The sequence below is a fragment of the Zestosphaera sp. genome (genome assembly GCA_038843015.1).
GTDB lineage: Archaea > Thermoproteota > Thermoprotei_A > Sulfolobales > NBVN01 > Zestomicrobium.
Map to the genome: position 1 here is coordinate 45,577 of JAWBSH010000004.1, position 26,163 is coordinate 71,739.

Below are 26,163 nucleotides of genomic sequence, written 5' to 3' on the forward strand. Positions count from 1 at the left end.
CCTACGGTTAGGAACGAGAACAGTAAGTGCTTTGAGTGCGACTTTAGGGGGTCGGGATGAGTTCTTCTGATGACTTGATTGTCAGGTATAGGGGCTGGATGAGCGAAGAAGACTTCAGGAAAGTCGTGGAGATTGCTGAGTATCTGGGTAGGGAGGGTGACGAATTAATTTTCAGGATATCGAAACACAAATTAGTTAGTAAGAGGCTTACAGTAGATGACGTGTTGGGGGTTCTTGACGAGGTCGGGCTAGAATATGATGAGTTTTTTGAAGAGAGATTAAGAGAATTTTTCGGCAGGGTTAGAGGGAATGCAACTATCTATCTCAAGGAAGGTAAGTTAGTGCTGTCTTTTAATAGGTACTTAGGAGATATATATCAGTCTCGCTTGAAAGAACTCTTGAAATATGATAAAGTAGGTAAGTATTTCTATACGCATCCATTTAAATATCATGAACTTAAGAAAGTCCTCACTAGCTTAGGTTTCAGCGTAAATGATCTGACGGGTTTAAAAGACTCGATCCCCTTACCAGTAAAGATAAGCTTTAGGGGTAATCTTAGAGAGTACCAGTTGGAAGCGTTGAATGCATGGTTAGGTAACTCAGGTCGCGGGATAATAGCACTACCTACCGGGTCAGGGAAGACACACATAGGTATAGCAGCCATATCAAAGATTAATGAAGCGACACTCATAATAACTTACACGAAAGAGCAACTACTGCAGTGGGAGAAGTTCATAAAGACATTCACTGATATACCGTCGTCACACATAGGTCTCTACTACAGCAGAGAAAAGAAAATATCGTCAGTGACTCTAGCTACCTACCAGACGGCGTTTAAGTACATAGAGAAGTTAGCACCGTACTTCAACTTACTCATAATTGACGAGGTCCATCACCTGCCGGCAGAGAAGTTCAAGCATATAGCCATAACATCGCCAGCTAAGTACAGGCTAGGTCTCTCCGCAACACCGTACAGGGAAGACGGGAAGCACACAGAATTATTTCCTCTCATGGGTGGGGTAGTGTACTATAAGACTACGCAGGAACTAGCTGAAAAAGGATTTCTAGCTAAGTTTAAGATAGAAACTATTAAGGTAGACCTGAAAAGTGATGAGAGAAAAGAATACCTGAAGTTGAGAAAACAGTTTCGTGAGTTAGTTGGTGGCTTAGATTTCAAGACTTTAGTAGATCTGGCTAAGCGAGGTGACGCGAGGGCCATCAGAGCTCTCGAAATACATAGTGAAATACTGAAGATATTGTCTATGAGTGACTCAAAGCTAGAGAAAGTTAAAGAGATAGTTGAGCGCGAGCTGAACGAAGGCAAGAAAATAATAGTATTCGCTCATTACGTGACGTTAGCAGAGAAAATAGCTGACGTGTTAGGAGCTTATTTACTTACTGGGGAAATGGAGGAGGCTAAGAGGAGGTCTATACTAGACCAGTTTAGGAAAGCTGAAAGAGGAGTGTTAGTAGTGACTACAGTCGGTGATGAGGGTCTAGACATACCTGACGCCTCAGTAGGGGTTTTAGTTGCCGGAACTGGGTCACGCAGACAATTTATTCAGAGACTGGGGAGGTTGTTAAGACCTAAACCAGGTAAGGAAGCTATATTGTATGAGATAGTAGTCAGAGGAAGTAGCGAGGAATTTCAGGCTAAGAAAAGAAAAACTGTGAGTCTAGACGACCTAGCAGGTATATATGAGGGACCTGACCAAGATTTCTGAGAAGAGATACTCTAAGTTCTCGTTAGTGACTTGTGAGTAATTAATCACGAGAGACTTGTTTAGCGGTAGTTCACCCAAAATAACATGCTCATTAATACTTAGGAGAGGTTTCAAGAGTATCTTCAGCTTAGGTATGCTGTCAACTCTTAAGCAGACTTCTAGAGATAACTCCTCTGGAGGTACCTCAAGACCTGATAAAATAAAGTGAGTTGTCCAGAAACTCTTTAGAGAACCTCTCGTAATCTCTGCCTTAGTTTCCTTCAGCGAGTGAGTAATTAGTATATGCCTTGTGTTAATGAGTTTGCTTAAATACTCGTTTAACCCCACCGAGTTTTCTAAGTCCAGAACAACACACTCACTAACTCCCGCAAAACTTATTCCCTTACTTAGTTTACTCAGGAACGGGAACTTCCTAATTATGAAATCGCCTGAAAAGACTACTCTTCCAGACTCAATGAATTTCTTGGCATCTGCCCACACATCTTCATTAAGTACAAAATCTGGTTCTCTACTCGTTAGGGACTCTTTAGTGAATATTGAAGCTACAGGTATTCCTACCCTCAACACAGAGTTTTTTATTCGGACTTGCGCGACTAGAGGTTTCAGCAGAACATAACTCTCTACCCATTTCTCAGACCTTATTATTTCTTCAATAACTTGCAGATTCTCAAGATACTTACTTAAAACATATACGTTAGCTCCTTTTTCAATCCTCATAAAGAGATCGACCTGTTTTTACGCACATGAATCCACTCGCTTACTAATTCTTTATCACAGGGACTCCTCCTGCCGACCCTGGACTGCGGCATTATCAAGTGCTTGATTGCATGGTCTACCGGCCTATAAGTACCGACAGTAATTTTTCTATTTATCTTCACTTTATCTTTACTTAAAGTAAGAGATTTATATCCACAAGCAGGACATTTCCAACCTTTTCTTACACCAGCTGACTTCATTCTATGACCACATATAGGGCATAGAGGATTCTTGAATGTCTCACTAACTAACTCTATTACTTCTAGCAAATCACCGTGTATTACTAATCCTAGACCCTCCCACCACTTCCCACCACCACACACTCTGACCACGTCTCCCCTCATTAAGTACCTGGCTATCTTCCCTAGTCCAGTCTCACTAAAGAATACCGCCCATAACGAGTATTCGTTCTCAAGACTACTAAGCTTTAAGAGGACGTCGCCGCCCAGACGGATGCTTGGGTTCTCGACGACTCTGCCCTTAACACAGCCAGTTTGATAAGGCCTGAATTCCTCAATACTTCTCTCTACATGATGTACGTTGAGGGCTTGGTTAGTCTTATATATTAACCAGCCTTCAAAATCTTCGCACAGACTCAGTGTTTTCAGCGCTTTCACTAAAGCTACTGGATCTTCTCCTCTAATGCCTAGTAATACTGGGTTACGACCAGAAGGCATTATTAGAGGTTTGTTATTTTCGTAATCGTAGTTCAGGAATGTCTGGTCACGAAACACTTTATCCATTGCTTTAATAGACTCCTCATTAACGCACCTATCACGTGAGTAATTGTCTCTGACCCTGTATACTAATATCTCGTACGTGCACTCGACTAAAGTATTTGACGCGCCTATAGCGGCTAGCGCCCCTACTAAGCCTCTTGAGTAACCAAGGGGTGTCTCGATAAATTCCTTATATCTGTTAATTATTTCAGTAACGTAGTCTTTATGAACATAGTCTGTCAACGCCTTTCTGTAGAGCCTACTAAGCTCGTCTGGAATATTTCCATACAGAAAAGCTATACCTGGCTCAACGCCGCCGCCCTTAATAGTTTCTAAGTATTCAAGGAACTCACTAATCACTAGATTCTTCAAAGTGCTTAAATCATTCTCAGGTATTTTGAGAGAGAAGGAGGTAGCGGCGTTTCCTCTAGTCTTAAAAGGTATTACTGGATTCAACCTAATTAGTAAGGGATAATCCGAGAAAAACGCTTTAGAGACTTCACTTAGTATTTTACTTAAGATTCTGAACGTTAGGTGTGTAGTACATCCTTCTAGGTCTGTGTCTGTATCGTCTAACCCCACATGTACCTCTATATGAGTCTCATGCACTCTTCTTAGTAATTTCCTTACCCTCCACGACTATCATGGTTAGAGTAGATCTGACGTTAGATATCTTCCTTATCTTGCTAGATATTATTTCTTTAAGCGCCTCGGTAGTAGGTGCTTTAATCTTCACTACGATATCATAGACTCCATACACTATATAGGCCTCAGAGACTCCCTCTATCTTAAGTAGCTCGTTCATGACTTCCTCCTCAGTTCCTATGTTGGTGTTTATCAGTACTATAGCTTCGGGCACCTATACATCACCAAAATTAACTTTACGCTGCGAGAATATAAATTTAATGCTTTAAATTAAGAGATACAGACTTAGTTTCGGGAAGCTCTCTGGAACTAGAAGCAAAACCTAGAATATATGTTGTGAGGCTTGGTGGCGATAATCCTAAGTTATCGACAGCTCTAAAACTCGTTAGGTTAGGTTATGCGGTGAGGATACATGCTAAAGAGATCCCGCCTCACTCGGTCGTTCTCAATCCTTTTAGTCAAGAGATTCTCAAACCATCTGATTCCGCCTTACTACGGAGGTATGGTGTAGTAGTTTTAGATACATCGTGGAATTCCGGACTTGAAGACTTAAGAAGCATGGTTGGTAGGCGTAGATACGAGCAAAGAGTTCTACCAGTTCTTAAGGCAGGGAATCCAATAAATTATGGGGTCCTAACCAAGTTAAGTAGTGTTGAAGCGGTTGCCGCAGCTCTCTATATAACCGGGTTTAAGAGATACTCGCTAGAGATTCTGAGTAAGTTTAAGTGGGGCCTGACCTTCTATGAGTTAAACAAAGAATACCTAGAGAGATACTCCAGCACAAAATCCGCGGAAGAATTAATTAAGGTCCAGAACGAAATTTTAAGGTCTATGGGTCTTCAACCGTGATGATTAATTATTTTGAGTAGGTAGTGAAGTGTCTTTATTCCCTGAAAGCCAGATTACATATTGGTGGGAGATTGAGTAAAGAAGAAAAGAACAATGTTGTAAAGAAGATGAGTGATTTAATGCGATCTGGCGCCATAATGCTCGAGCAAACATGTCCTCTATGTGGGCTACCTTTATTCAGGGCCAGGAGTGGCGAGATTGTTTGTCCCGTCCATGGTCCTGTTAAGATAGTCAAGAGTGAGGAAGAAGCTGTTGAAGCAGTATCTTCAGCTGTTTTGAGAGAGCTTGAAAAAGCTGTTGCTAGGAAGCTCCACACATACGTAGAACTCTTCTTAAAAGAAGACATTAACTCAAGCGAGATGAAGGACTTAATTTACCTACTAGATATTCTAGAGAGAGTTAGAAGAATAAGAAAGACTTGAGGGGACTTAACTTGAGTAAACCTAAGAGTGGCAAGTCTCTTCCCCCACTAACAGACATTATTACGATGTTAGAACACATAAGCGAGGCAAGAGGTGTTTTCTACTTAAATTTATTCATTACATGCTTAGCAGGCTACGCAGTCAATCTGTGGTTAGGCGGGTTAATTAGCTCTGAAGAACTGCGTAAGTACTTCAGCAAATTATGTGAAGTGCTGATCTCAGAGTCTTACGAGCTAGATAAAGACGTTATGGAGATCGTGACTACTTTAGGTAGTGACACAATTACTGAAGCCACATACGACGAGATAATAAACAAGATACTAATGATTTTCAAAGATATGCCTTAGTGTGAGTAATCCTCGCTTATGAGGTGATGGAATCCTGCCTTCAACTATCAGCTCCTTGAGAGTTTTATGTACTACGTGCGGGAAGAGAGGAGCTTTCTACTACAGGCAAAGCTCGGGAGAGAAGCTGTGTCCATTCTGTCTGGAGGAATCTCTTGAAAATCACGTGAAACACAGTTTTTCTAAGAAAGTCAAGCTAGGTAAGAGTCCAGTGATAATGACTTACATACCTATTGAGAGAATATTAGAAGGCTTCTTACTAGCTTACATGCTCTCGAAAATCGAGAAAAAATTTGGAGGTACAGTTTCTATAGTGTCTTCTAGAAGAGTACTTAACGTAATTAAGGGAGGAAAGCTAGGCGAGTATCTAGAGAGAAACGAGAACGTGAGATATAGTGTTCTCGAAAAAATAATTGAGGTAGTTGAATGCTATACTATAAAGTCTTTAGAGAACGCTCTTAAAAATATAGAAGAAAATCTCTGGTTAATTGAGGGCGCCCAAGCAGTACTACTCCCTTACACTTTAACAGACCTTAACGAGGCTTTCTTAGAACACGTAATATTAGGTGTGGGAGATTTGAAGGTCCTGAAGATGGAGGGGCGTCTAATTAGCGGGGTTCCTCTTATACTTCCCTACGCGCGAGTGGATAGGGTAGATGTGATGGCTCTCTCATACATACTTAAGTTTACAGAATTACTTGATGTAGAGCTCATCTTTCCTAAGACGGCCTGCGAAGCTAGCAAGATAATAAAAGATTTAGTTATTCAAGCAACTCTGAGACACCCTGAATTAACCCACACAATGCTTAAATCTGTTGAGTTCTTCTCTGAGTGAAAAATCAATGTTAAGAAGCTAAAGCTTTTTAAGTAATCACGTGATATGAGGTCTATCTTGGTGAAGCGATTGGGGACTGAAGTACTTGAAGTATTAAATAATATATTCGCACCTCTCCAGAACTTAGGAACAAGTAGTTTAACTACAGTGCTAGCAGTCATTGGTGTAACCCTGATAATTTTAGTAGCTGTTGGATATGCTGTGTACGGCTTAATAAGACTAGGTAAACTTCTCTTCAGCATGCGTGTGAAGGAGTTCTCACTAATAATGCTAGGTTTAGGTATAGTGTTTCTAGTAGTTGCTATCATAATGCCTTAAGGATAGCATGAAACTAATCACGTTCTTTTAAGTATTCTTGAAGAGATTATTACTTGAGTAGTGGCCTCGCGCCAGCAAATAATGCTTCCTCACCTAAATAATCTTCAATCCTGAGAAGCTCGTTATACTTTGCTGTTCTTTCCCCCCTAGCCGGAGCACCTGTTTTTATTAGTCCCGTCTCTAATCCTACTGCGATATGTGCTATTGTGTTATCTTCTGTCTCTCCACTCCTGTGACTGATTATGGCTTTACCGCCGTTGCTTAAGAGAGCTCTTACAGAATCTTCGGCTTCTGAGTAAGTACCTACTTGATTAACTTTAATTATTGCTCCGTCTATGACGCCTCCCCTAAGATACTGTGTTACTAGGTCTTCTCGTGTTACGGTCAAGTCATCACCTACTACTAGAGTCTTGCTTTTGAGGCTTTTGCGTAACTCGCCGAAAGCTGCCGGTGATTCCTCATGGAATGGGTCTTCAAGATAAGCTATAGGGTATCTGGTCGCGAGATCGAGATACATACTCAGTAATTCTTCAGTACTTAGTGACTTCTTGTCTACTATATACTTATTGCTTCTCTCGTCATAAAACTGGCTTGCGGCAGAGTCTATCCCTATCAGCACGTCATTACCTAACGAGTACCCGGCTAGCTTAACGGCTTCGGAGAGTGCTTCCAGAGCTTCTTCAACTTTCTTGAGTGGTGGTGCGAAGCCCCCCTCATCACCTACGTTGATAGCGCTAGGCCCGTACTTCTCTTTAAGGAACTTCTTTAGACTCCAGTAAACCTCGACACCTATCCTCAAAGCCTCGCTAAACTTGTCAGCTCCTACAGGTATTATCATGAATTCCTGGAAGGCCAGTTCATTACCTGCATGAGCACCGCCGTTAATTATGTTCATGAGTGGTGTTGGGAGGAGCCTTGCTTTAAAACCCCCTATGAAGGTGAACAAGGGCACGCCTATGGTGTCGGCCGCAGCCTTAATATTCGCTAATGAGGTAGCTACGCAGGCGTTACCGCCTATCCTCGACTTATTCTGCGTACCGTCAGCTTCTAATATCTTTTTGTCAACGTGCCTGTAGTCAGAAGAATTGAGTCCTACTAAAACTGAACTCAGTATCTTATTAACAGCCTCTACGGCTTTAGAGACTCCCATCCCGAAAAATCTAGTGCCTCCATCTCTAAGATCTACGGCTTCTTTCTTGCCTCTAGAGGCTCCTGCAGGAGCTATTGACCTCCCGTATCCACCCCCCTCAGTAATCACTACTACCTCTACTGTTGGATTACCTCTTGAGTCAAGTACCTGAAGAGCTTTAACGTAGGTTATGTCAAACTCCATGTACACACCTCTTATATGTTTAAGTGTGTAACAACGTAATAAACCTTAAGACATTGAGTGTTTTCATGACTTATGCTTAATAGCGAAACATTCTATTTAGTCCTAAACACTTTACGATATTACTTAAGCAATTCACGTATAAACGCTTATGAGACTTAAAATACCTCGTGCGTAGACCAAAGAAGAAACTAACTAGTTCTTAACACGTAAGTCAGTTCGTTAACTAAACGCGTCAAGAGCAATTCATCGACTAGCAAGCCTAATCTTCTCAGACTCTTAACTATTTCGTCTGCTTTCAGCATCTTGATTCGTCCTCCTATCAGCCAGAGCGGCGTGTCAATAAGTAGTGCTGGAATTCCAGACTCTTCGCTAACAGCATCCCAAACTACTCTAACGTTTTGGGGATGTTTTAACAGCTCTTTAGCCAAGTTTTCTAATTTCTCAAGAGTATTTTTACTCTTCTTAAGAGGGGATAGAAGACCTGATGTAAGAGTTACTAAAGCGACCCTCCTGTCTACAGGTATTGATATTTTTGTGAGGTCTGCGTTTACTTCAGCAGACCTAAGAGTGTAGTAAGCCATCTTAGCAGAGAAAACCACGGTTTTAGATTCTCTCTCTGTGTCAATACATAGAGACAGCCTACTCAAGTATTCTTTGATTTGTCCTCTCTTCAAACTCTCAAACGCGTCAGCACATCTTAGAACCTTATTCAGTCTTCTTATTTTAGCATCTAAATAAAGCTTATTATATCTGCGCGTAAATTCCTCAACAAGTTCTACTGTTTTCTTAAAGTCTTTTACCCCACTACACTTACTCGTGATAAAGTCTGCGAATAAACTCCAGAATTCCTCACCTTTCATGTTTAGCATGTAAGAAACTAGACCATTTATTGCGGCGAGCTCTACGGAGACCGCGCCGCAGGAGCTCTGTAGTCTACTTAGAGATACGTACTGAGGATCAACACGTATAAATTCTTCGCAACCATCGCGCCCTAGAGACTTGAAAACTGTGCTTACAGCCTTGACTCTCTCTTCGTTAACTAAGTAAATACTCACTAAAGCCTCTCCCCCGAAAAAGTATCAAGGAGGTTTTAAAGTTTTTCTAGCTCATTATTTAGTTTTTCAAGATGAGTATTTAAGGTTTCTACTACTAATATTATTTCGGTGAGATAGCATGTCTTTACTGAGTCCCAGAATACAGGAGTTACTCAACAAGCAATTAAACCAGGAATTAAGGAACGCATACTTATATCTCTCGATGTCTTCATATTTTGATGACTTAGGTTTGAAGGGCTTCGCGCACTATTTTAGGGTTCAAGCTAGAGAAGAGTTAGGCCATGCCATGAAGATCTACGAGTTTATCTATGATGCTGGTGGTAAGGTAGTCTTATCAGAAATTCCTCAACCAAAGACTTCATGGGGGGCTGTAAGTGAAGCTATTGAGGACTTTTATGTTGCCGAGGTAGAGAACACCAAGAGATTTTATGAGTTAATAGATGTAGCAAGAGAGGAAGGTAATAAAGCTGTGGAGACTTTCCTTAAATGGTTTATAGATGAGCAAGTAGAGGAAGTAAGTAGTGCTAACGATCTCTTAACGAAGATTAAGATGATAGGAGATCATAAGCCCACGCTTTTAATGCTCGACGCTAAACTAGCTGAAAGAAAATAAAATTTTATAACTGAAAGCCTCGTCTTTCAGGACAGGGATGTAGCTCTGAACCTCCCCGCAATCCTCAGGACGGGGGAGGAGGTCAATTGTCACTACATTTGGTTTTCTTTATCTATTAATGGAGAGTTAATATTATGTAGTAGTATGAGATAGCTACAGAGAAGGTAAGTATTATTGCTGGAATTAAATATTTATAGACTTTGAATAGGCTTTCTCTAAAGTATTGTACCGTGAAAACTAGACACAAGTGTACTGGCGATGCAACGTAAAATAAGAAAGCCGAGAGATATATGAGAGACGCGTCGCCGAGACTAAACGTTTTAAGACCTGCTAGTAACGGTACTGACGAAGTCACGCCAACTATTGGGGAGCCTGATATTAAGCTCATGAAGCCCGGTAGCAACACTTCTGTCATCACTACAGGAAACTTAATGCTACTTACTGCAGAACCTATAGAACTTGAGATTCCAGTAGTTATCATAGCGTAGTATATCAGCATAGCTCCCAAACTTGATAAAACCATGTTCATAACTCTATCGCTCTTTAAAGCAATAAAGAACTTACTCGAACTCACGTGTTCCTCACTTCTAGAAAACGATAAATAAGTGATTAGGGCAACTCCGAAGAAGCCGCCGATGGAAACGCTATAGTCACTGTAGTAATTTAGTGTGTCTAATATTTGACGTGCTATCAAGGCTACTATTATAGAGCCAAGTATGGGAGATAAGAAAGTCAGTAATCCTCCTAAGCTAGATTTTCTAGGGATAAGACCTTCTAGTGCAGAAGCTTGCTTACTGTTTTTGCGAGTTACGTAGAGTCCCGTCAGCACCATCAAAACCATTATAGGTACCTGATACATTGCTAGCTCTATGACAGAGTGGCCTGTTAAGGCTGCTGCTGTCATTAGGACTTGACTCATTGGGTATACCAAGAATATCGTGTGTCTGAACCATACGTTAAGAAAGGACATTAAGGTAGTGCTTAATCCTATAACAGCTCCTACGCTTGCTATCACAGGCGCTGACATTAATGCTCCTCCGGCAATAGGTAGCAGACCCATAACAGCCGGCACTATAGCTATTATCAGAACAGGTCTCCTAATATATCCTAGAAGCTCGTCACTCAGCTTATTAATCATGCGGGTCGAGCTATAGAGCTCAACTAATAAAGAGATAGAAAATGAGGCTAGAACTAGAGATAAGGTCCTGTCACTAGTTAAGGTTTGTAAGAATACGTCAGGTAGTAATAAGGGGTTCATTAAGATGACTATAAGTATGCCCTCTATCACTAGCGCGACGCCCACACTAATTCTGAGTCTCACCAGCGTGAGGAGAGTGACTAACGACACTGTAACGACCACGAATTCCCACATCATTTTGTCCAGACCGACTCAATATAACCAAGACATACTAATTAAGTCTTAAGACTTAGTATTAATGTTGGTCGAGCATGAAAGCACTGATAATAGGCTCAACAACTATTGACATGCTCGATGATACTTCCAGGATTGGCGGTTCCACGTATTACGGAGGATTAACACTATCTAAGTATTTAGGGGATGAGACACATGTTTTGACAACGGTAGACGATAACGTGTCGAGCTATTTCCACGAGACTTTCTCTAATTTAAGGATTTCTCTGCATGTTGTTAAGTGTGGTAAAGTCCCTCACTTCATAATAAGACACGGCAAAGCAGTTGATGTTCTCGTTAGTGAGTGCAGGATACCAGCTCTAGTAGCAAGAGAGCTAATAAACATTATTAAACCAGACATCATATTTTTAGCACCTGTTTACAGAGAAATAGATGTTGAAGAGTATGTCAGCCTGCTAAGATCATTGAGGGAACTTACAGCGTTTAAAGCTCTCGATATTCAAGGTCTCGTCAGAGTTTCTACTAGTAAGGGTATTGAGTGTCGTTGGCGTGAGGATTTACTGGACCTGATGAGTTTAGTAAACTTCACTCACGGAAATCTTAGAGAGTTTTGTTTTTCAGGTAACACTAATCAAATAATTGAGGTCTTGGTAAAATCAGAGAAGTTGAGGAATACGGCCGTAGCTATAACCACGGACTCTTTAGGTGTGTACTTGCTCTCTAATGGTAAGTGTTTTAAAGCAACTCCACTTAAAGTAGTTAGTGTAGACGAAGTGGGAGCCGGAGACGTATTTACCGCATCTGTAGCGCACTACGCAGCTGGAGGGAAAGACCTCTTCTATGCTGTGAGAGCTGGAGTCGTGAGTGCGTCGCTCAAGGTATGGAGAGCTTCTGATGTGTGGTTCACTGAGGAAGACCTCGAACGTTACTTGCCTCAAGTAGTCTTTGAGGAGCCGTGTTTCTGAGTTAATCTTCAGTTGCTTCAGAAAATATTTATCTAGTTCTTTGAAAGTATTTTATGGTGATTCTTTGTGAAGGGTTGGTGGGGTAAGATATTAAGAGTTAACTTAAGTAGTGGTACTATTAAGGTTCATGAATACCCTCAGGAGGATGCACTCAACTTTATAGGGGGTAGAGGATTAGCTGCCAAGATATTGTGGGATGAGGTTAGGGGAGTCGATCCTTTAAGTCCTGATAATAAGTTGATATTCGCGTGCGGACCCTTTAACGGGCTCCCAACACCTAGTGGAGGCAAGATGGTCGTAGCATCTAAGAGTCCTTTGACAGGCGGCTACGGCGACGGCAACTTAGGCACCATGGCTAGCGTTCATTTAAGGAAGGCAGGATATGACGCCCTAGTTGTTGAGGGTGCTGCTAAGAAGCCCGTCTATATCTACATAGAAAACGATAACGTGAGTATACTGAGTGCTGAGGGTCTGTGGGGTAAGACTACATTCGACGCTGAAAAAATACTTAAGGAGACTCACGGTAGAGACGTAGGAATTCTGAGTATAGGTCCTGGTGGAGAGAATCTAGTTAGATATGCGGTCGTGATATCTCAGGAGGGTAGGTCTGGCGGCAGACCAGGCATGGGTGCTGTGATGGGTAGTAAAAAACTTAAGGCAGTCGTCGTGAGAGGAACTAAGGAGATACCTGTCGCCGACAAGGAAGTTTTAACTAAGCTCTCGCAAGAAGCTTACAGAGCCATACTAGACTCGCCTGCCTACACATTCTGGCGCAGGCAGGGAACCATGGCTGCTGTTGAGTGGTGTAACGAGAACTCAGCGCTACCCGTCAGGAACTTTAGTGATGGGATATTCGAGTTCTCCAGAAGCATTGATGGGTACACGATGGAAGGTATGAAGGTCGGTCAGAGAGGGTGTCCCTACTGCAACATGATATGCGGTAACGTAGTCTTAGATGCTGAAGCTAGGGAGAGCGAGCTTGATTACGAGAACGTGGCGTTGTTAGGCTCTAACCTAGGCATAGGCAAACTGAATGAGGTGGCCGTGCTTAATAGACTAGCTGATGAGTTAGGGCTAGACACTATATCTCTAGGTGGGGTCATAGGTTTCGTTATGGAAGCAAAGGAAAAGAAGTTAATAAAAGATGACGAAGCCCCAGAATTCGGTGATTTCAAGAAAGCGAGAGAATTCGTGATTAACATAGCATACAAGAAGACTGAGCTAGGTAGGCTCGCAGCCGAGGGTGTCATGAGATTAAGTGAGTCTTTAGGTGGTAAGGAGTTCGCCATGCACGTCAAAGGTCTTGAAGTCAGCGGCTACAACTGCTTCGCATACCCTGCTATGGCATTAGCTTACGGGACCTCCTCTATAGGCGCTCATCATAAGGAAGCCTGGGTTATTGCCTGGGAGATAGGCACAGCACCAATAGAAGGTGAGAAGAGAAAGAGCGTGGAGTATAGAGTGACTTACGGCCCCGAGAAAGCAGCTAAGGTAGTAGAGCTACAGAGGTTGAGGGGAGGCATGTACGAGGTACTCACTGCTTGTAGGTTGCCCTGGGTTGAGGTAGGACTGAGCATAGAGTATTATCCGAAGCTCCTAGAAGCAATAACGGGAGTGAAATACACTTGGGAAGACCTCTACAGAGTAGCTGACAGGATCTACACCTTAATAAGAGCGTACTGGGTTAGGGAATTTAATGGGAGATGGGATAGAACTATGGATTACCCGCCTATCAGGTGGTTTAGTGAGGGACTTAAGAAGGGGCCTCTAAGAGGACAACATCTGGATAAAGACAAGTACGACGCATTACTTAGTGAGTATTATAAGTTAAGAGGCTGGGACGAGAGAGGAATACCTAAAAAAGAAACATTAAAGAAGTTAAGTCTTGAGTATGTAGTGCCCGAGCTAGAAAAACACGTCACACTAGAGTAACACTGGTATACCTGCCTAGTGCAACTGTTTTGGTTTTTATAAAGGTTTGTAAGGGGTTGATGTAGGTTATTTTATTGTGGGTTGAGCTCGCTCACGATGTGGGTGTGTGGTGAAGACTCGAGTGGGTGGGGTGTCTAAAGCCAGTATGTGGGGGTTTCCCCACAGCTATGAGCCAAATGAGGGTGAGCCGTGGGTGAGGTTACCCTGAAGGAGTGGAGACCGATGATAAGGCTTCCAATGAAAGGAGGCCTGAGGTCAATGAAGCCAAGGGTCGACAACAAACATGAAACCCAAACCCTGATTTTTATCCTTAATTAAGTTTCGGACCTCAAGTATTTTGGGAATGATAGAGTGGTTAGGTTGAGACTTCATGGAGTTTTTGCTCATTTGGCCGGCCAAGATGAGGTCTACGTAGAAGTGAATGAACCTACACCCGTAAGTGAATTACTGAAGAACATAATACCAAGATACGAAGAATTCGAGACAAAGATAATACTAATTAATGGGAAGCCGTCAGGAGAAGAAACTCTGGTGAGTGGCGACGACGAGGTTAAAGTGCTTCCAGTTCTTAGTGGTGGTTAGCTAGAGAAGTTATGAGCCTAGGTTCTTGACCTTCTTCACAAGCTCCTCAAACGAGGAGATGGCTTTTTCTTCGTTATAGTCGTTCATGCTTACGCAAAAAGTATTGAACCCTTCTTTTTCGTATGTTTTCTGTGTACCGCATTTAGTTATTCTGCACCGAGAGATTCTAGGGCAGAAAATAATAACTATTTTTCGTTCTTTCAAAACTAAGACCCTAGACTTCCTATTACGCTTAATCAAGTCTTCTCATCATCTTCTAAGCTGTCATTATTTATTTGAGGAAGTCTTCCCTTGGCGGAGAGAAAACCTCTATTATTATGGTTTTCCCCGGACCTGGGTTATAGACCTCGTGAGGCTCGTTAGATTCAAAGACGTATGACTCTCCCTCAGACACTATGAGTTCCTTACTCGGTGTTTTAAATACCATCCTGCCTTTTATTATGTATCCTGCTTGCTCATGAATGTGTGAATGCATAGGGAATCTAGCACCTTCATCTATCTCGAAGTAAACTAACATTACTTTGTCTCCGTAAGCTAGAACCCATCTTTTCACTCCCTTTACTGGTTCTTGAGGTTCTACCTGAAGTCTTGAGACATGCTTCAAGGTTCTCACATAATAGACGTCCGTTCTACGTATTTAAGCTTAATACGAAGTGTTTCTTGTCTGAGTAGCCCTACTCATTATATGGAGAGTAGCGCTATGCTTCTAAGAGTGTCTGCCACGTCCTCACACTTATCAGCAGAATTCTCTATAGAGTCCATTACTTCCTTTAACATCAGACATTGTGATATCTTTGATTCTTCGCAGTAGTTTAGGATCTCCTTAAATACTTCATGCCTTATATCATCCGTTTCTTCTTCGAGCCTCTCTATCTCGTTAGATATGCTGAGGACTTCTTTAGGGTTAACTAGGAGTTTTTCTGCCGCGTTCTTCATAAGTAGTGTTGATTTATGAACATTCTCGGCCATCTCACGCAGTCTATTGAGTATGTTTTCAGGTAGGTTTGTTGGTTCTATTAGTGATAGTCTCCTGCTCCAGCCCTTCGCGTAAGCTGCTACGTCATCAGATGTTAAAACAAGTCTAACGAGTTCTTCTCTGTCAATAGGGTGGAATATTTCCTTAGATAATTCTGAAAGTATTTTTCTTTTTACTTCATCAGCTTCTTTCTCATATTTGAAGACCTTATGCCACTCATCTTTTATGCCTTCAAGATCTTTTGTTAGGAAAAGTTCTATCATTTTCTTGGCGTGGTCAACTACCTCGATGATCTTGTCTACGTGCTCGATATAGAATCTAATAACGTCCCATTGTCTCCTTCTCGAGATCCAGGACCAGAGGGTCATGCTCTCACCCCTACAATATAAGTTAGCACGTAATAAATAGCGATACTAAGTCCTGAAGTTATGGGTAATGTGAGAAGCCATGAAGTCACTATGAATATCACGGTCTTTAAGTTGACACCCCGCCACCCACTCTTAGCCACACCAACACCTATTATAGAGCCTGCAGCTACGTAGGTAGTCGATATTGGCAGACCATAACCGAAAAGTATGTAGGGTATGGTAGTGAAGACCCAGACAGTAAGAGCGTTAGCGAATCCCGCGGCTAGAGCCATATTAAGGTCTAGCCTAGTTACTTTATACGCCAGCGTAGTAACGACTTTATAACCGATTGTGAGACCTCCTAAGGCTATGAAGACTGAGGCTAGGAGAGCCAGAAACCTCATGCTCTCCTCATCAGGTATCCCAAAACTGCTTGAAGTGACCGTTATGTAGACACCTGTAGCGTTAGCTACGTCATTAGCTCCAAAAGAATAAGCCGCGAAAGCCGCGAAGCCGAGTAATAATAACTTGTAGGTTCTACTATTGTTACTTGTTCCTAAACTTTTTGTAGCTCTATACATCGGTATCGCTAAAACCATAGACGCTATAGGTGAGATCATCCAACTAATTATTATGTCTCTAATTCTTTGGTAATTAATCATTGTTTCTTGAAAACCAAAAAGCATGTAGCTTAGTCCTACACCTACTACAGCACCTGTAATACTGTGTGTAGTCGATATTGGGGCACCAATTAACGTAGCTATAGTTATCCACAGAAAAGCTGATGCTGAAGCAGAGATTGCTCCTATGATCTCGATGTTTGACACTATCCCTTTACCAAGAGTCTTCATAACCATATAACCCTGCAGTAAAGCACCTAGCAACTGGAAAATCAGGAAAAGAATGAATGCTTGTCTAAACTTAAGTGTGCCGGAGCCGACGAGGACGCTAGTAGAGTTAGCCATATCGTTAGCTCCTATAGACCAGGCCAGGCATGCGGCAGTAGTAAGGCCTATAAAGAGCAGCAAATCATTCAAGCTAGCCCTACAAAAATTACGAGAGAGGCAAAATAAGTTGTTAAGTTAATTATTAAAGCTAATATAGCAAGTCGAGTAATCGTATTAGGGGACCGCAAAATGCTGAGACTTCACATGAATGAATCACCATACCCTCCTTCAAAGACTTCACTTGAGTACATCAATAAATACAGTAATCTCCTGAACTTATATCACGTTGAGCAATTATATGAAGAGCTACTCAACGAGTTAAGCAGTTATGCAGGCATTGACGAGAAGTTTATTGAGGTGTTCGCTGGTTCATCACCGATACTAGCCATCATGCTGACTTACGCCAAGATTACTGACTCAGGACTCATATTAACTCATCCAACATTTCACGTCATGTACAACCTAGTAGATAATTATAGTATCCGACACGCTTACGTAGAGTTAAGCAAGGAAGACTTTACTTTAGACATAAGTAGGCTTATAGAAGTATCTGAGGGGCACGTAGTCTACTTAATAAACCCTAACAACCCTACAAGCAATATTCTCCTAGAAGACCCTGAAGTACTGAAGAAGGTTGCTAAGAGAGCTAAGACGGTCTTCATAGATGAAGCTTACTACGAGTTTTCTGGGCTGACATTCAAAGACTTAGTCATGGAATATGATAATGTGGTGATCATAAGAACAGTCTCTAAAGCGTTTAGCTTAGCTGGAGCTAGGTTCGGGTACATAATCACTAGTGAGAAGATGAAGAAGGTTTTAAATAGCCTCAGAGTAGGATATGAGGTACCCATAACTACTCAAGCCGCAGCGTTAGGGGCGCTTAGAGACCCTTATTACATGAAAGAAGTAGTTAGTAAGATTATTGAGACTAGAGAGGGGGTCAAGAAAGCACTTATTGATGCAGGCATAAAGGTCGTAGAGAGCAGAACTAACTTTCTTTTCATTGATTTAGGCAAGCCTTGCAGAAAATATTGGGAGCTTCTTAAGAAGGATGGAATTCTGACCTTGTGTCTAGAAAACATAGAAAGACTTAAAGAATTTGGGAGTTGCTTCAGAGTCACTGTAGGCAGACCTGAAGAAATGAACTTATTCATTAAGAAATTGCTGGAGATCCTCAGTAGTTAAAATAATGCTTGTAAGCTCTCCGGATTATTGGGTTGGTTTCAGAACGTAATTTACTGAGACTAAAAGTATAGATAATGTCGTTGCTATTGTTACTACGTACCCTAAGAAATCCGTGTCTAAGCCGGGATTCGCCAGCAGAGGCAGCAACATTAGCCCACCTAAAGCGTTAAAGAATATGGTTACGCCAAAACCCGCAGTCATGACTTCTTTAGGTATTTGTTTCGCTATGTATGTGTTAATAGCTGTGTCTAGGAATGGGTAGAGAGGTATTTGCCAGATGAGTAGAGTTAGTAAGCCTTCAGACTTAACGAGCGCCCAGTAAACAAGCATGTATGCCAGTGTTGTCATAGAGAAGAGCGTTAACGGGTTGTACTTATCTGTTAGCCTTCCTGCGGCTATTCTTGCAGGAATAGAAAGGAGAGCTGTGAAACCCCCGTAAACAATTCCGAATAGTAGGTACTCTAACCACTCAGAGGAAGTATCTAAGATATTCTCAAGTTCTAGACTTAGCTTAGAAGGCGCTACAACATAAAGCAACTCTCTAGAGAACACTGTAAGTGAGAGAGCCAACAAAACTATTAAGAACCTCCTAAGACCCCAGTCTGAAGTACTTGACTCGCTTACTTTGAGCTCGGCCTGAGTAGTCTCCTTAGGGAAGAACACGATGAATATCAAGTATGTTAAGAAATAAGTGACTGCTATGATTATGAAGAGTCCTTCAGGACCTACGATACTGTAAAAGAGCCCCATAATAGAGGACCCCAAACTATACCCTACTCCAGTCCCTACAGTAAAGTAGCTGTACGCTCTGCCGGGACTAATACTAGAACTGCTAAAAACTGTCGTAAGTATTGAAGGCCATGAGAGAGCCCAAGAAAGAGCAGAGAAACTCAAGATTATAGAAAGAGTTAATGGTTCCTGACTACTTAAAGCTAGCAAGAAAGGAATAGTACCGCTAATACCTAGCAAAACCAAGTTTTTATCTCCTACATGCTTAACCAGCTTACCTGCCACCACAGCAAATAACGTAAACCCCCACTCAAGACCTGTGATAAGCATTATCGCTTGAAGACCACCACCTAATTCAACACCTATGTAACGCCTAGTGAAAGAGAAGTAAAGCCCCCAAGTAAGACTACTTAAGATAGCTCCTAAAGAATACATCATCCTCCAGGTACTCAAACCTTTACCCGCAGTACTCGAAGTTAAAGTCAGTGCTTAACACACCTCATTACATAGTAAGAATAAAAAATTTAATTAAAATTTAATAATTGTTGTGTGTTCCTTTCATGAAATTTAGATTAGTCTAACATTTATTAAGTTTTTAAAGAATTTCTCAGGGTGTGTGAGTTGAGGAAATTTGGAGATAAGATATGCGACTATGTAGTAGCTGTTGTCGGACAGCCCTCTGTCGGCAAGTCAACGTTTTTTACGCAAGTTACTGGCGAGCTAGTTCGCGTGGCTAATTGGCCTGGCACTACAGTAGAGCAAAAAGTCGGGATAGTTGCTTTTGAGGGTAAGGTTTTGTGCTTAGTTGATTTGCCAGGTATTTACGGCTTATCTCCTACGTCGCTCGAGGAAAAAATAACTAAGAATTTCTTAATTTCTAGTGATTGGGATGTTATTTTAGTTTTAACAGATTCATTGATTCCTGAGAGATCTATTTATCTACCAATACAGATTGGTGAAATGACTAACAAGTTAGTGATAGCTTTGACTAAGTGGGACGCGACACATAAGGCAGGTCTACACATAGATACAGAGAAGCTTAGTTCTAGATTAGGCTTCCCAGTAATCCCTATTTCGTCGATTACTGGTGAAGGAATTAGAGAGGTTCTAAGTACTCTAGTTGGTGTAGCTGAAGGCAGAGTTAAGAGCAGTCCACTCAAAATTGATTACGGCTTACTCGATAGCTATGTGAATGAGTTAATGGGACTCATCGATGACCGCGTGATAGGCAAATTACCTAAGAGGTTTGTAGCTCTCAGACTTTTAGAAGGAGATCAAGATGTAGTTAATATAATTAGGGATAGACCAGACATTATAGAAAAAAGTGAAAAGTTGCGAGAGGAATTCAGGAAAGCTACTGAGAGAACACCTGAAGAACTAGCTATCCTAGAGAGATATGAGTACGCGTCAAAGATAGTTAGAGAAACTGTAGTTAGAGTAAAAGTGAGACCGCGTATTACAGCCTTAATCGATAAAATTTACTTACATTCGTTGTTGGGTCCTCTGACCTCGGTCTTAACTATATTCGCTACGTTTGCTGCGGCCTTTACGTTGAATACAGGCTTTCCTCTCACGTATTTCCTCAGATACTTAGGTTTTGAGGCTGTAGCCAGCATATTAGAGACTTACAGCCTATCAGGATTGCTCGAAAGTACCTTTGTTCTTATAGGTGAAGCCGCTCGGGCAATGTTAGCAGACCTAAGCAAAGAACTAGCCTCTTTAGTAGCTGACGGCATATTAGGGGGTCTTGGTGCTGTATTGAGTTTCCTGCCTTTAATATTACTTGTCTCGATGTTTCTCTCAATACTTGAGGATAGTGGTTTGGGTCCTAGAATGGTTGCTTCCCTACACAATTTCTTCAAGTTTTTTGGATTGTCTGGAAGAGCCCTATACCCGCTAGTCATAGGGTTTGGCTGTAACGTTCCGGCAGTCTATCAGTCTAGGATCTCCGTAGACGAAGCTGAAAGACGTGAAGTAATAGCCTCAGCACCATTCATAATATGTCAAGCAAGACTAATTGTTCTGCTTTACTTTACTAGGGTGTTATTCCCTGGTGATGTATTTATTCAAGCATTCGCGATGGCAGTACTCTATATTCTGTCAATAATTCTATATCTGCTTACAGCTAAGTTAGTAAGGTTTTTAAGTAACGTTAAAGAGTCTCCAGAACTAATTATGGAGTTGCCTATGATACATAGGCCGAGCCTTAAAGTTATTTGGTGGAGTTCTTGGAGCAACGCTAAACATTTTCTCTATAAAGCAGGCCTAATAATTTTCACTCTCTCAATGCTTAGCTGGGTGCTACTATCTTATGGACCTACAGGATATGTTAGCTCGCCGGAAAGTTCTTATGGCGCTATAGCAGGTTCTTATTTAGGTCGGGTTCTCGAGATATTGTACGGTGTAAAGAACGAGAATTCCTGGATGGTAGGTTACGCATTAGTTTATGGGTTCATAGCTAAAGAAGGCTTAATAGCTTCTGTTTCTCAGCTAACCGGATTAGCTGAGGAGGAAGCGTTAAAGTCTTTAGGTCTTGACATTGCTCAGGGGGTCTCATTATTGGTGTTCATGATGTTTTACGTTCCTTGCTTAGCTACAGTAGCTACTATATATAGAGAAAGTAAAAGTTTAAGATTCACTCTAGGCGTGACAGCATATTTAGTTTTAATCGCCTTAATTGTCTCGTTGATGACCTACCGGATACTACTTATTGTGTGAATCAAACTCCTATTAGAGGTGTTAGGATGTGTTCGGCGGGTTTCTCGAGAACTTAATTGTGAGGGCTTTACTACTTGGATTAATTCCTGCTTCCCTAACCTCTTTGGGCGGGATTATAGGACTTATTGGTGTTAAGGGCTCTGAAAAACACTTAGACATAGGTTTAGGATTTAGTGCCGGAATCATGGTAGTAGCTTCTTTTACTAGTCTTTTACTGCCTGCTGTTGAGTTAGGCGGAGCCTCCTTAGTCACACTAGGTTTTTTAGCTGGTGTAGGGCTCGTGGTTGTACTAGACAAAAGCATACCGCACGAACACTTACTGAAAGGTTATGAGGGTCCTTCACACTTGAAGTCCAGGATGAGGCGTGTATGGCTTATGGTAATGGCTATCTTAATACATAATCTGCCTGAGGGCTTGGCTGTAGGTAGCTCGTCTGGAATTAGCTTCCCAGCAGGACTTGCGATGGCTTTAGCCATAGGAGTTCAAGACATACCAGAAGGTTTTGCAGTTTCTTTCCCGATAGCTATAGCTGGAAAGAGTAAGAAGAGGGCTTTAGGGATTTCAGTATTGAGTGGCTTGAGTGAAACTCTAATGGCAGTAATAGCTGCATTATTGTCTTCTACGTCAGAAAGCTTACTAGTTTTTACATTATCACTTGCCGGCGGGTCAATGATTTACATAGTCAGTCATGAAGTAATTCCGGAAACACACAGACACGGACATGAGTGGCTCTCTACGCTTGGGTTTCTTTCAGGTTTCATAACGATGTTATGGTTAGACACGATGCTAAGTTAACATTAGCATAGAATACCTACAATTTCAAGTCTTAAGCACTCGACTAAATCGTTTCCTGCTCTAAGTTATCTCGATCCAGAGCAGTCTGCTACGAATTCCTCCGCGAACTTCCGTGAGTCTTGGAAACCCTAACTGAAAATAACTTGGGTGTAGATTTGATTTAGTGTTTCATTTTTAACTTTATTACTGAGACGGCATTTTATGAATTGAGTGATCTGTTTGAGAGGATGTTTTGCGTTAATTAATGGTAAGATATACCTCTCGTATGAGCCGTTAAGAACTTCTGAATCTTTAGTGGTGGCTGGTGACAGAGTCGTTTTTGCAGGTAGCAAGTCAAGTACTTTACTGATTAGTGAGTTGCTTGAATGTGATTTAATTGATTTAGAAGGTAAGGTAGTCTTGCCCGGCTTTGTAGATGCTCACGTACACCTAGATGGGATTGGGATGTACTTGAATACTATTGATTTGAGAGATGTTAGAAGCATCAAAGAACTTAAAGATAGAGTTAAGAAGTCTGTTAGAAACGCTACTTCATGGGTTTTCGGGCATGGATGGGACCAAGAACTCTTTATGGAGGGTAGATGGCCCACGCGCTGGGACCTAGACGAGGTAGTTAGTGATAAGCCCGCATTATTAACTCGCGTTTGCGGGCATGCTGCAGTATTAAACACTAAGGCTATGGAGATCACGGGACTCATAAGTAGTGACTCACCCCACGTATTGAGAAATGAGAGAGGGGAAGCAACAGGGGTTGTTAAGGAAGAAGCTCTTGAGGTAGCTAAAAGAAAATTCAGAGAATCTTTGACACTAGAAGACCATAAGAAATTTTTAGAAGATGCTATCAAGTATGCAGCCTCTTTCGGGGTGACTACGGTAGGCTTCGTAAGTGTTGATGATGTAGCACTCAGAGTGCTTGGAGAACTCAGAAATGAGGGCAAGTTATCAGTTAGAGTTAGAGCTTATCTTAATCCAGGTAAAAATAATGAAATCTTACTAGCTCTCAAGAAATTAGGGATAAGAAGTGGATTCGGAGATGACTATCTAAAAATACGTGGTATTAAAATGTTTGTTGACGGATCTTTAGGAGCTAGGACAGCATGGCTTACGGAACCTTATAATGATGCGCCAGCCACGCGCGGCTCTCAACTCATAGACGAGAAAACTCTTGAGAAGTTAGTTTGCGAGGTTCATGATGCAGGTCTTCAATTAGCCATACACGCTATAGGGGATGCGGCTATAGACTTAGTCTTACAGGCGTACTCAAAAATTCGAGATTTGCATGAGTTTAGGCACAGGATCGAACACGCGTCTGTGGTAAGACCCGACCAGATTAGTAAGGTCGGGGGGTTGGGTATCCCTTTAGTTATTCAGCCGCATTTTGTCGTAACAGATTGGTGGGTGCTTAAAAGACTCGGTGAATCGAGGGCTACTTGGGTTTATCCTTTCAAGACTCTAATTAGGTCAGGAATTCGGTTGGGAGTTAGCACAGATTCTCCTGTAGAGCCCTTAAACCCTTGGGAGACTGTCTATGCTGCTATAACGAGAGGCGAGTATGAGGGCATAGATCTCTTTAAGTATACTCCTCACGAGAAACTATCACTTACTGAGGTCTTAAGTTCATATACTCAGGGCTCAGCCTACGTTCTAGGAGAAGAAAACAATATAGGAACTCTGGAGGCAGGCAAGTTCGCTGACTTCATAGTAGTAGATAAAGATCCTTATGCCGTAGACGAGAAGACGTTACGGGAAATCAAGGTCCTAGCAACTTACGTCGGTGGTGTAAAGGTATACGAACGTGCTTGATTGACCCTTGCTTCACGCCCTGAGGGAGTGAGGGCTTTCAGTATTAAAGATATATTCCTGCAATTCTTAAAGCACGCTTCACCGCACTAATCCATGAATAAGGAGGTCTTCCTGGACCTCTTATATAGTAGGCATTTTTAAACCACTCTACCTTATTTTCAGATATTATAACTGGTATATCGGAATTGCTCAGTATTCCTTCATCAGCTGGGTTATCGCCTACTCCTATAATTGGTGTTTCCCGACCTACGGTGTTAATTAGTTTCAGAAGAGAACGCACTGCTATGTCTTTATTCACCTCTAGTAAGTGCACTGCTCTCCTAGTCTGGATTATCTTGAGATTTGTGTTCTTGACTGCTGAAGTTATGAAGTCTCTGCACGGGGCGTGCTGAGTTATGAAGACCTCACTATAGGACCTCTTCTGAGATAACTTAACTAAGTCTGTGGGTATTCCTAGAATTTCTGAAATGCTATCTGGTCTTGCTTTGGTTAGTCTTAAGGCTTTTTCAAGACAGTTAGAGTTTTTCTCTATGTGTGTTAGTAGTTCTTCGTAAAGGCTTATGTTGTTACATAGTTCTAATACATCATAATCTTTGAATGAGTATCTAGTGCTCCACTTCAGGAAACCACTAACAGCATGTATGGCACAGCCCCCCTCAATAATGTACGCTGTGAAGCTATAGTTTAGTCTACTCATCAACTCTTTAATCTCGACAAACGTCTTAAAGGTTACCGGTATAACCTCAATTCCTAAGATCCTTAACTTACTTAAGAAATTTTTTAATTCTCCTACAGAACCTTCCTGGGTTATAGGCAACATAGTATCGTCTATGTCTGTAATTATTATTGCCTTGCCACTAAGTCTAAAATCCGTGTGCAATCGAGACATCACTCCTTGACAGTATCTCATCAAGAAATTTTCTTGCGTTTATTTTTGGGTACTCATAAGTTTTGGGTTTAGGCGGTTCTTCTTCGTACGAGAATTCTCTCAATATCCTGAGTATTGAGTTTTTAATATATTGGTCTGCTAGCCTAGAGTGATATATAACTCCTAGGCTTTCTGCCAGCATTTCTAAGATATGTAGTTCTCCTTTCTGTACGTGGAGATGCGGATTCCTAGACTCTACCTGTAGTATGTCTATGGTGTTTGGTAAAGCACTGCACAAGCCTTCTCTCAAACCGATGTAACAAGTCTCGAGCAGGTGTACTAGCTCATATGTCTCTATAGCGTATTTCGAAGCAAAGCCCAGTATTTTTGCTAATTCTATACTCATAGCGTGTTCACCGCTATTACTGGTTTTTATTATGTCTGTCTCGAATTTTCTCCCTTTCGAGAGAGCGTTATTGAGCACGCTACTTACTACGGCAGATACGCGCCCCCATCGCCTCAGAAGGAATTCTTCTCCGTACCAGCCTTTAAACCCCCACGAAATACGCACCATCTTATAGGGCGACCTACTCATTGCTAGGGCTGTGTAATAGATTAGTGAATACTCGAGTACAGCGCCGGGGATGTAAATATCGCTGTCTACGTATCCAACATACTTAGAGTTAATACCTTCAGCGGCTAGAGTACCTATTAAGAGACCCTCGCCCTTACCATCCCTAACCAGTCCTTCAGACTCGTCTATCAGGTCAGGAACTTCACTCTTGAGTAATTCCGCTATGAGTGGGTCTTTCTGATGTAACACTATTACAGACCTCCCTGATAGTTGGTGAATATTCTTAGCTATGTCGACTTCATTAGAGTAGACGTCAAGAGGCTTGGTTGAAGAATTAGAAACCACGATGAGAGGAGAGTGTAGGGGAACAGCACGGAGAACACCCTCTAAAACTAGGGGGTCCTCGTCTTTGACAGGAACAACTATAGCTGTTGATTCGGCAATCCTAGTTAAGTTCTCAGAAGTTAAGCCGAATGCGCCGTGCCTTTTCTCAAAGTCAATACCGTAGAGAGAGACCGTTCTAGTAACATCATATATTCTGACAGCTCCGTACGTCTCAAACTTAAACGGATACCTAATAAGCAACCTAACCCCCACATACTATCGGGTGTACAGAATTTAAAATTTTGTGTAACACTCAGAATAAGGGAGGGTTTACTCTTCTTTTTATTTACGACCACATTCATCTGAGTTATGACGTGTAATGGGTAATATTTATAAGGGGGAAATCCTAGTTTTCTTATATGTGGTGATACT

At 41.7% G+C, this 26,163-nt stretch carries 27 protein-coding genes; 14 read left to right on the top strand and 13 right to left on the bottom strand.

Annotation, left to right across the window (positions count from 1 at the left end; genetic code table 11):
* The first annotated feature begins 56 nt into the window (after positions 1-56).
* Positions 57-1,724 (top strand): DEAD/DEAH box helicase, encoded by a 1,668-nt coding sequence (locus QXL29_04000; GenBank protein ID MEM2283755.1) that lies wholly within the window; start codon positions 57-59, stop codon positions 1,722-1,724.
* On the opposite strand, the gene QXL29_04005 is transcribed toward QXL29_04000, so the two are convergent.
* From QXL29_04005 to QXL29_04015, 3 genes are read right to left on the bottom strand one after another with little or no spacing between them, the layout of a single operon-like run.
* Positions 1,686-2,441 carry a hypothetical protein gene (locus QXL29_04005; protein ID MEM2283756.1) on the bottom strand — a complete coding sequence of 252 codons (756 nt, stop codon included), beginning with the start codon at positions 2,439-2,441 and terminating at the stop codon, positions 1,686-1,688. The two genes, QXL29_04000 and QXL29_04005, sit on opposite strands and share 39 nt — an antisense overlap.
* A complete protein-coding gene (locus tag QXL29_04010) occupies positions 2,438-3,781 on the bottom strand; it encodes a tRNA(Ile)(2)-agmatinylcytidine synthase (GenBank protein ID MEM2283757.1) in 1,344 nt (447 codons plus the stop codon). The genes QXL29_04005 and QXL29_04010 overlap by 4 nt, the downstream gene beginning before the upstream one ends.
* 19 nt (positions 3,782-3,800) lie before the next feature.
* A complete protein-coding gene (locus QXL29_04015; protein MEM2283758.1) occupies positions 3,801-4,058 on the bottom strand; it encodes an Lrp/AsnC ligand binding domain-containing protein in 258 nt (85 codons plus the stop codon).
* Between the two features lie 122 nt (positions 4,059-4,180).
* On the opposite strand from QXL29_04015, the gene QXL29_04020 reads away from it, so the two are divergent.
* From QXL29_04020 to QXL29_04040, 5 genes are all read left to right on the top strand, one after another.
* On the top strand, positions 4,181-4,693 hold the full coding sequence (locus QXL29_04020; protein MEM2283759.1) for a DUF367 family protein: 513 nt from the start codon (positions 4,181-4,183) through the stop codon (positions 4,691-4,693).
* Positions 4,694-4,764: 71 nt separating this feature from the next.
* Positions 4,765-5,115, top strand: coding sequence for an Sjogren's syndrome/scleroderma autoantigen 1 family protein (locus QXL29_04025; GenBank protein ID MEM2283760.1), 351 nt, complete (start codon positions 4,765-4,767; stop codon positions 5,113-5,115).
* Between the two features lie 11 nt (positions 5,116-5,126).
* Entirely contained in the window at positions 5,127-5,462 is a 336-nt protein-coding gene (locus tag QXL29_04030; GenBank protein ID MEM2283761.1) for a hypothetical protein, read from the top strand.
* A gap of 55 nt (positions 5,463-5,517) precedes the next feature.
* On the top strand, positions 5,518-6,294 hold the full coding sequence (locus tag QXL29_04035; GenBank protein ID MEM2283762.1) for a hypothetical protein: 777 nt from the start codon (positions 5,518-5,520) through the stop codon (positions 6,292-6,294).
* 69 nt (positions 6,295-6,363) lie between these two features.
* Complete coding sequence (locus tag QXL29_04040) at positions 6,364-6,612, top strand: hypothetical protein (protein ID MEM2283763.1); 249 nt, start codon at positions 6,364-6,366, stop codon at positions 6,610-6,612.
* A 49-nt stretch (positions 6,613-6,661) separates the two neighbouring features.
* On the opposite strand, the gene eno is transcribed toward QXL29_04040, so the two are convergent.
* Together eno and QXL29_04050 are read right to left on the bottom strand one after the other, a co-directional pair.
* Complete coding sequence (gene eno / locus QXL29_04045) at positions 6,662-7,945, bottom strand: phosphopyruvate hydratase (GenBank protein MEM2283764.1); 1,284 nt, start codon at positions 7,943-7,945, stop codon at positions 6,662-6,664.
* A gap of 188 nt (positions 7,946-8,133) precedes the next feature.
* A complete protein-coding gene (locus QXL29_04050) occupies positions 8,134-9,000 on the bottom strand; it encodes an N-glycosylase/DNA lyase (GenBank protein MEM2283765.1) in 867 nt (288 codons plus the stop codon).
* A gap of 118 nt (positions 9,001-9,118) precedes the next feature.
* On the opposite strand from QXL29_04050, the gene QXL29_04055 reads away from it, so the two are divergent.
* Positions 9,119-9,613, top strand: coding sequence for a ferritin (locus tag QXL29_04055; protein ID MEM2283766.1), 495 nt, complete (start codon positions 9,119-9,121; stop codon positions 9,611-9,613).
* A gap of 115 nt (positions 9,614-9,728) precedes the next feature.
* On the opposite strand, the gene QXL29_04060 is transcribed toward QXL29_04055, so the two are convergent.
* Positions 9,729-10,961 (bottom strand): DUF401 family protein, encoded by a 1,233-nt coding sequence (locus QXL29_04060; GenBank protein ID MEM2283767.1) that lies wholly within the window; start codon positions 10,959-10,961, stop codon positions 9,729-9,731.
* A 101-nt stretch (positions 10,962-11,062) separates the two neighbouring features.
* Between QXL29_04060 and QXL29_04065 the strand changes: the two genes are divergently transcribed.
* The 3 genes from QXL29_04065 (at position 11,063) to QXL29_04075 (ending at position 14,464) form a co-directional block, all read left to right on the top strand.
* Positions 11,063-11,950 carry a PfkB family carbohydrate kinase gene (locus QXL29_04065; GenBank protein ID MEM2283768.1) on the top strand — a complete coding sequence of 296 codons (888 nt, stop codon included), beginning with the start codon at positions 11,063-11,065 and terminating at the stop codon, positions 11,948-11,950.
* A gap of 66 nt (positions 11,951-12,016) precedes the next feature.
* The gene (for, locus tag QXL29_04070) at positions 12,017-13,882 is read left to right on the top strand and encodes a tungsten-containing formaldehyde ferredoxin oxidoreductase (protein ID MEM2283769.1); all 1,866 of its coding nucleotides are present in this window, start codon (positions 12,017-12,019) and stop codon (positions 13,880-13,882) included.
* Between the two features lie 351 nt (positions 13,883-14,233).
* On the top strand, positions 14,234-14,464 hold the full coding sequence (locus QXL29_04075; protein ID MEM2283770.1) for a MoaD/ThiS family protein: 231 nt from the start codon (positions 14,234-14,236) through the stop codon (positions 14,462-14,464).
* A gap of 9 nt (positions 14,465-14,473) precedes the next feature.
* Here QXL29_04075 and QXL29_04080 read toward each other — a convergent pair whose 3' ends face one another.
* From QXL29_04080 to QXL29_04095, 4 genes are all read right to left on the bottom strand, one after another.
* Entirely contained in the window at positions 14,474-14,704 is a 231-nt protein-coding gene (locus tag QXL29_04080) for a hypothetical protein (protein MEM2283771.1), read from the bottom strand.
* A gap of 31 nt (positions 14,705-14,735) precedes the next feature.
* Positions 14,736-15,077: a cupin domain-containing protein gene (locus QXL29_04085; GenBank protein MEM2283772.1), complete on the bottom strand. Its 342-nt coding sequence runs from the start codon at positions 15,075-15,077 to the stop codon at positions 14,736-14,738.
* A 68-nt stretch (positions 15,078-15,145) separates the two neighbouring features.
* Positions 15,146-15,808: a DUF47 family protein gene (locus QXL29_04090; protein ID MEM2283773.1), complete on the bottom strand. Its 663-nt coding sequence runs from the start codon at positions 15,806-15,808 to the stop codon at positions 15,146-15,148.
* Complete coding sequence (locus QXL29_04095; GenBank protein ID MEM2283774.1) at positions 15,805-16,824, bottom strand: inorganic phosphate transporter; 1,020 nt, start codon at positions 16,822-16,824, stop codon at positions 15,805-15,807. The genes QXL29_04090 and QXL29_04095 overlap by 4 nt, the downstream gene beginning before the upstream one ends.
* A gap of 99 nt (positions 16,825-16,923) precedes the next feature.
* Between QXL29_04095 and QXL29_04100 the strand changes: the two genes are divergently transcribed.
* Positions 16,924-17,919: a histidinol-phosphate transaminase gene (locus QXL29_04100; GenBank protein MEM2283775.1), complete on the top strand. Its 996-nt coding sequence runs from the start codon at positions 16,924-16,926 to the stop codon at positions 17,917-17,919.
* Positions 17,920-17,943: 24 nt separating this feature from the next.
* Here the strand turns inward: QXL29_04100 and QXL29_04105 are convergent, their stop codons facing one another.
* Positions 17,944-19,101, bottom strand: coding sequence for an MFS transporter (locus tag QXL29_04105; protein MEM2283776.1), 1,158 nt, complete (start codon positions 19,099-19,101; stop codon positions 17,944-17,946).
* A gap of 159 nt (positions 19,102-19,260) precedes the next feature.
* Between QXL29_04105 and feoB the strand changes: the two genes are divergently transcribed.
* From feoB to QXL29_04120, 3 genes are all read left to right on the top strand, one after another.
* Positions 19,261-21,366, top strand: coding sequence for a ferrous iron transport protein B (gene feoB / locus QXL29_04110; GenBank protein ID MEM2283777.1), 2,106 nt, complete (start codon positions 19,261-19,263; stop codon positions 21,364-21,366).
* Between the two features lie 28 nt (positions 21,367-21,394).
* Positions 21,395-22,162 (top strand): ZIP family metal transporter, encoded by a 768-nt coding sequence (locus tag QXL29_04115; protein ID MEM2283778.1) that lies wholly within the window; start codon positions 21,395-21,397, stop codon positions 22,160-22,162.
* A gap of 210 nt (positions 22,163-22,372) precedes the next feature.
* Complete coding sequence (locus QXL29_04120; protein MEM2283779.1) at positions 22,373-23,965, top strand: amidohydrolase; 1,593 nt, start codon at positions 22,373-22,375, stop codon at positions 23,963-23,965.
* Positions 23,966-24,008: 43 nt separating this feature from the next.
* Here the strand turns inward: QXL29_04120 and QXL29_04125 are convergent, their stop codons facing one another.
* Together QXL29_04125 and mpgS are read right to left on the bottom strand one after the other, a co-directional pair.
* Positions 24,009-24,854, bottom strand: coding sequence for an HAD hydrolase family protein (locus tag QXL29_04125; protein MEM2283780.1), 846 nt, complete (start codon positions 24,852-24,854; stop codon positions 24,009-24,011).
* Positions 24,829-25,992, bottom strand: coding sequence for a mannosyl-3-phosphoglycerate synthase (mpgS, locus tag QXL29_04130; protein ID MEM2283781.1), 1,164 nt, complete (start codon positions 25,990-25,992; stop codon positions 24,829-24,831). The genes QXL29_04125 and mpgS overlap by 26 nt, the downstream gene beginning before the upstream one ends.
* Between the last annotated feature and the right edge of the window lie 171 nt (positions 25,993-26,163).

Excerpts from the sequence above, each read along its gene's own strand:
- QXL29_04000 (MEM2283755.1), top strand. The coding sequence starts at position 57 with ATGAGTTCTTCTGATGACTTGATTGTCAGGTATAGGGGCTGGATGAGC.
- eno (MEM2283764.1), bottom strand. The coding sequence starts at position 7,945 with ATGGAGTTTGACATAACCTACGTTAAAGCTCTTCAGGTACTTGACTCA.
- QXL29_04100 (MEM2283775.1), top strand. The coding sequence starts at position 16,924 with ATGCTGAGACTTCACATGAATGAATCACCATACCCTCCTTCAAAGACT.
- QXL29_04090 (MEM2283773.1), bottom strand. The coding sequence starts at position 15,808 with ATGACCCTCTGGTCCTGGATCTCGAGAAGGAGACAATGGGACGTTATT.
- QXL29_04065 (MEM2283768.1), top strand. The coding sequence starts at position 11,063 with ATGAAAGCACTGATAATAGGCTCAACAACTATTGACATGCTCGATGAT.
- QXL29_04005 (MEM2283756.1), bottom strand. The coding sequence starts at position 2,441 with ATGAGGATTGAAAAAGGAGCTAACGTATATGTTTTAAGTAAGTATCTT.
- QXL29_04055 (MEM2283766.1), top strand. The coding sequence starts at position 9,119 with ATGTCTTTACTGAGTCCCAGAATACAGGAGTTACTCAACAAGCAATTA.
- QXL29_04125 (MEM2283780.1), bottom strand. The coding sequence starts at position 24,854 with ATGTCTCGATTGCACACGGATTTTAGACTTAGTGGCAAGGCAATAATA.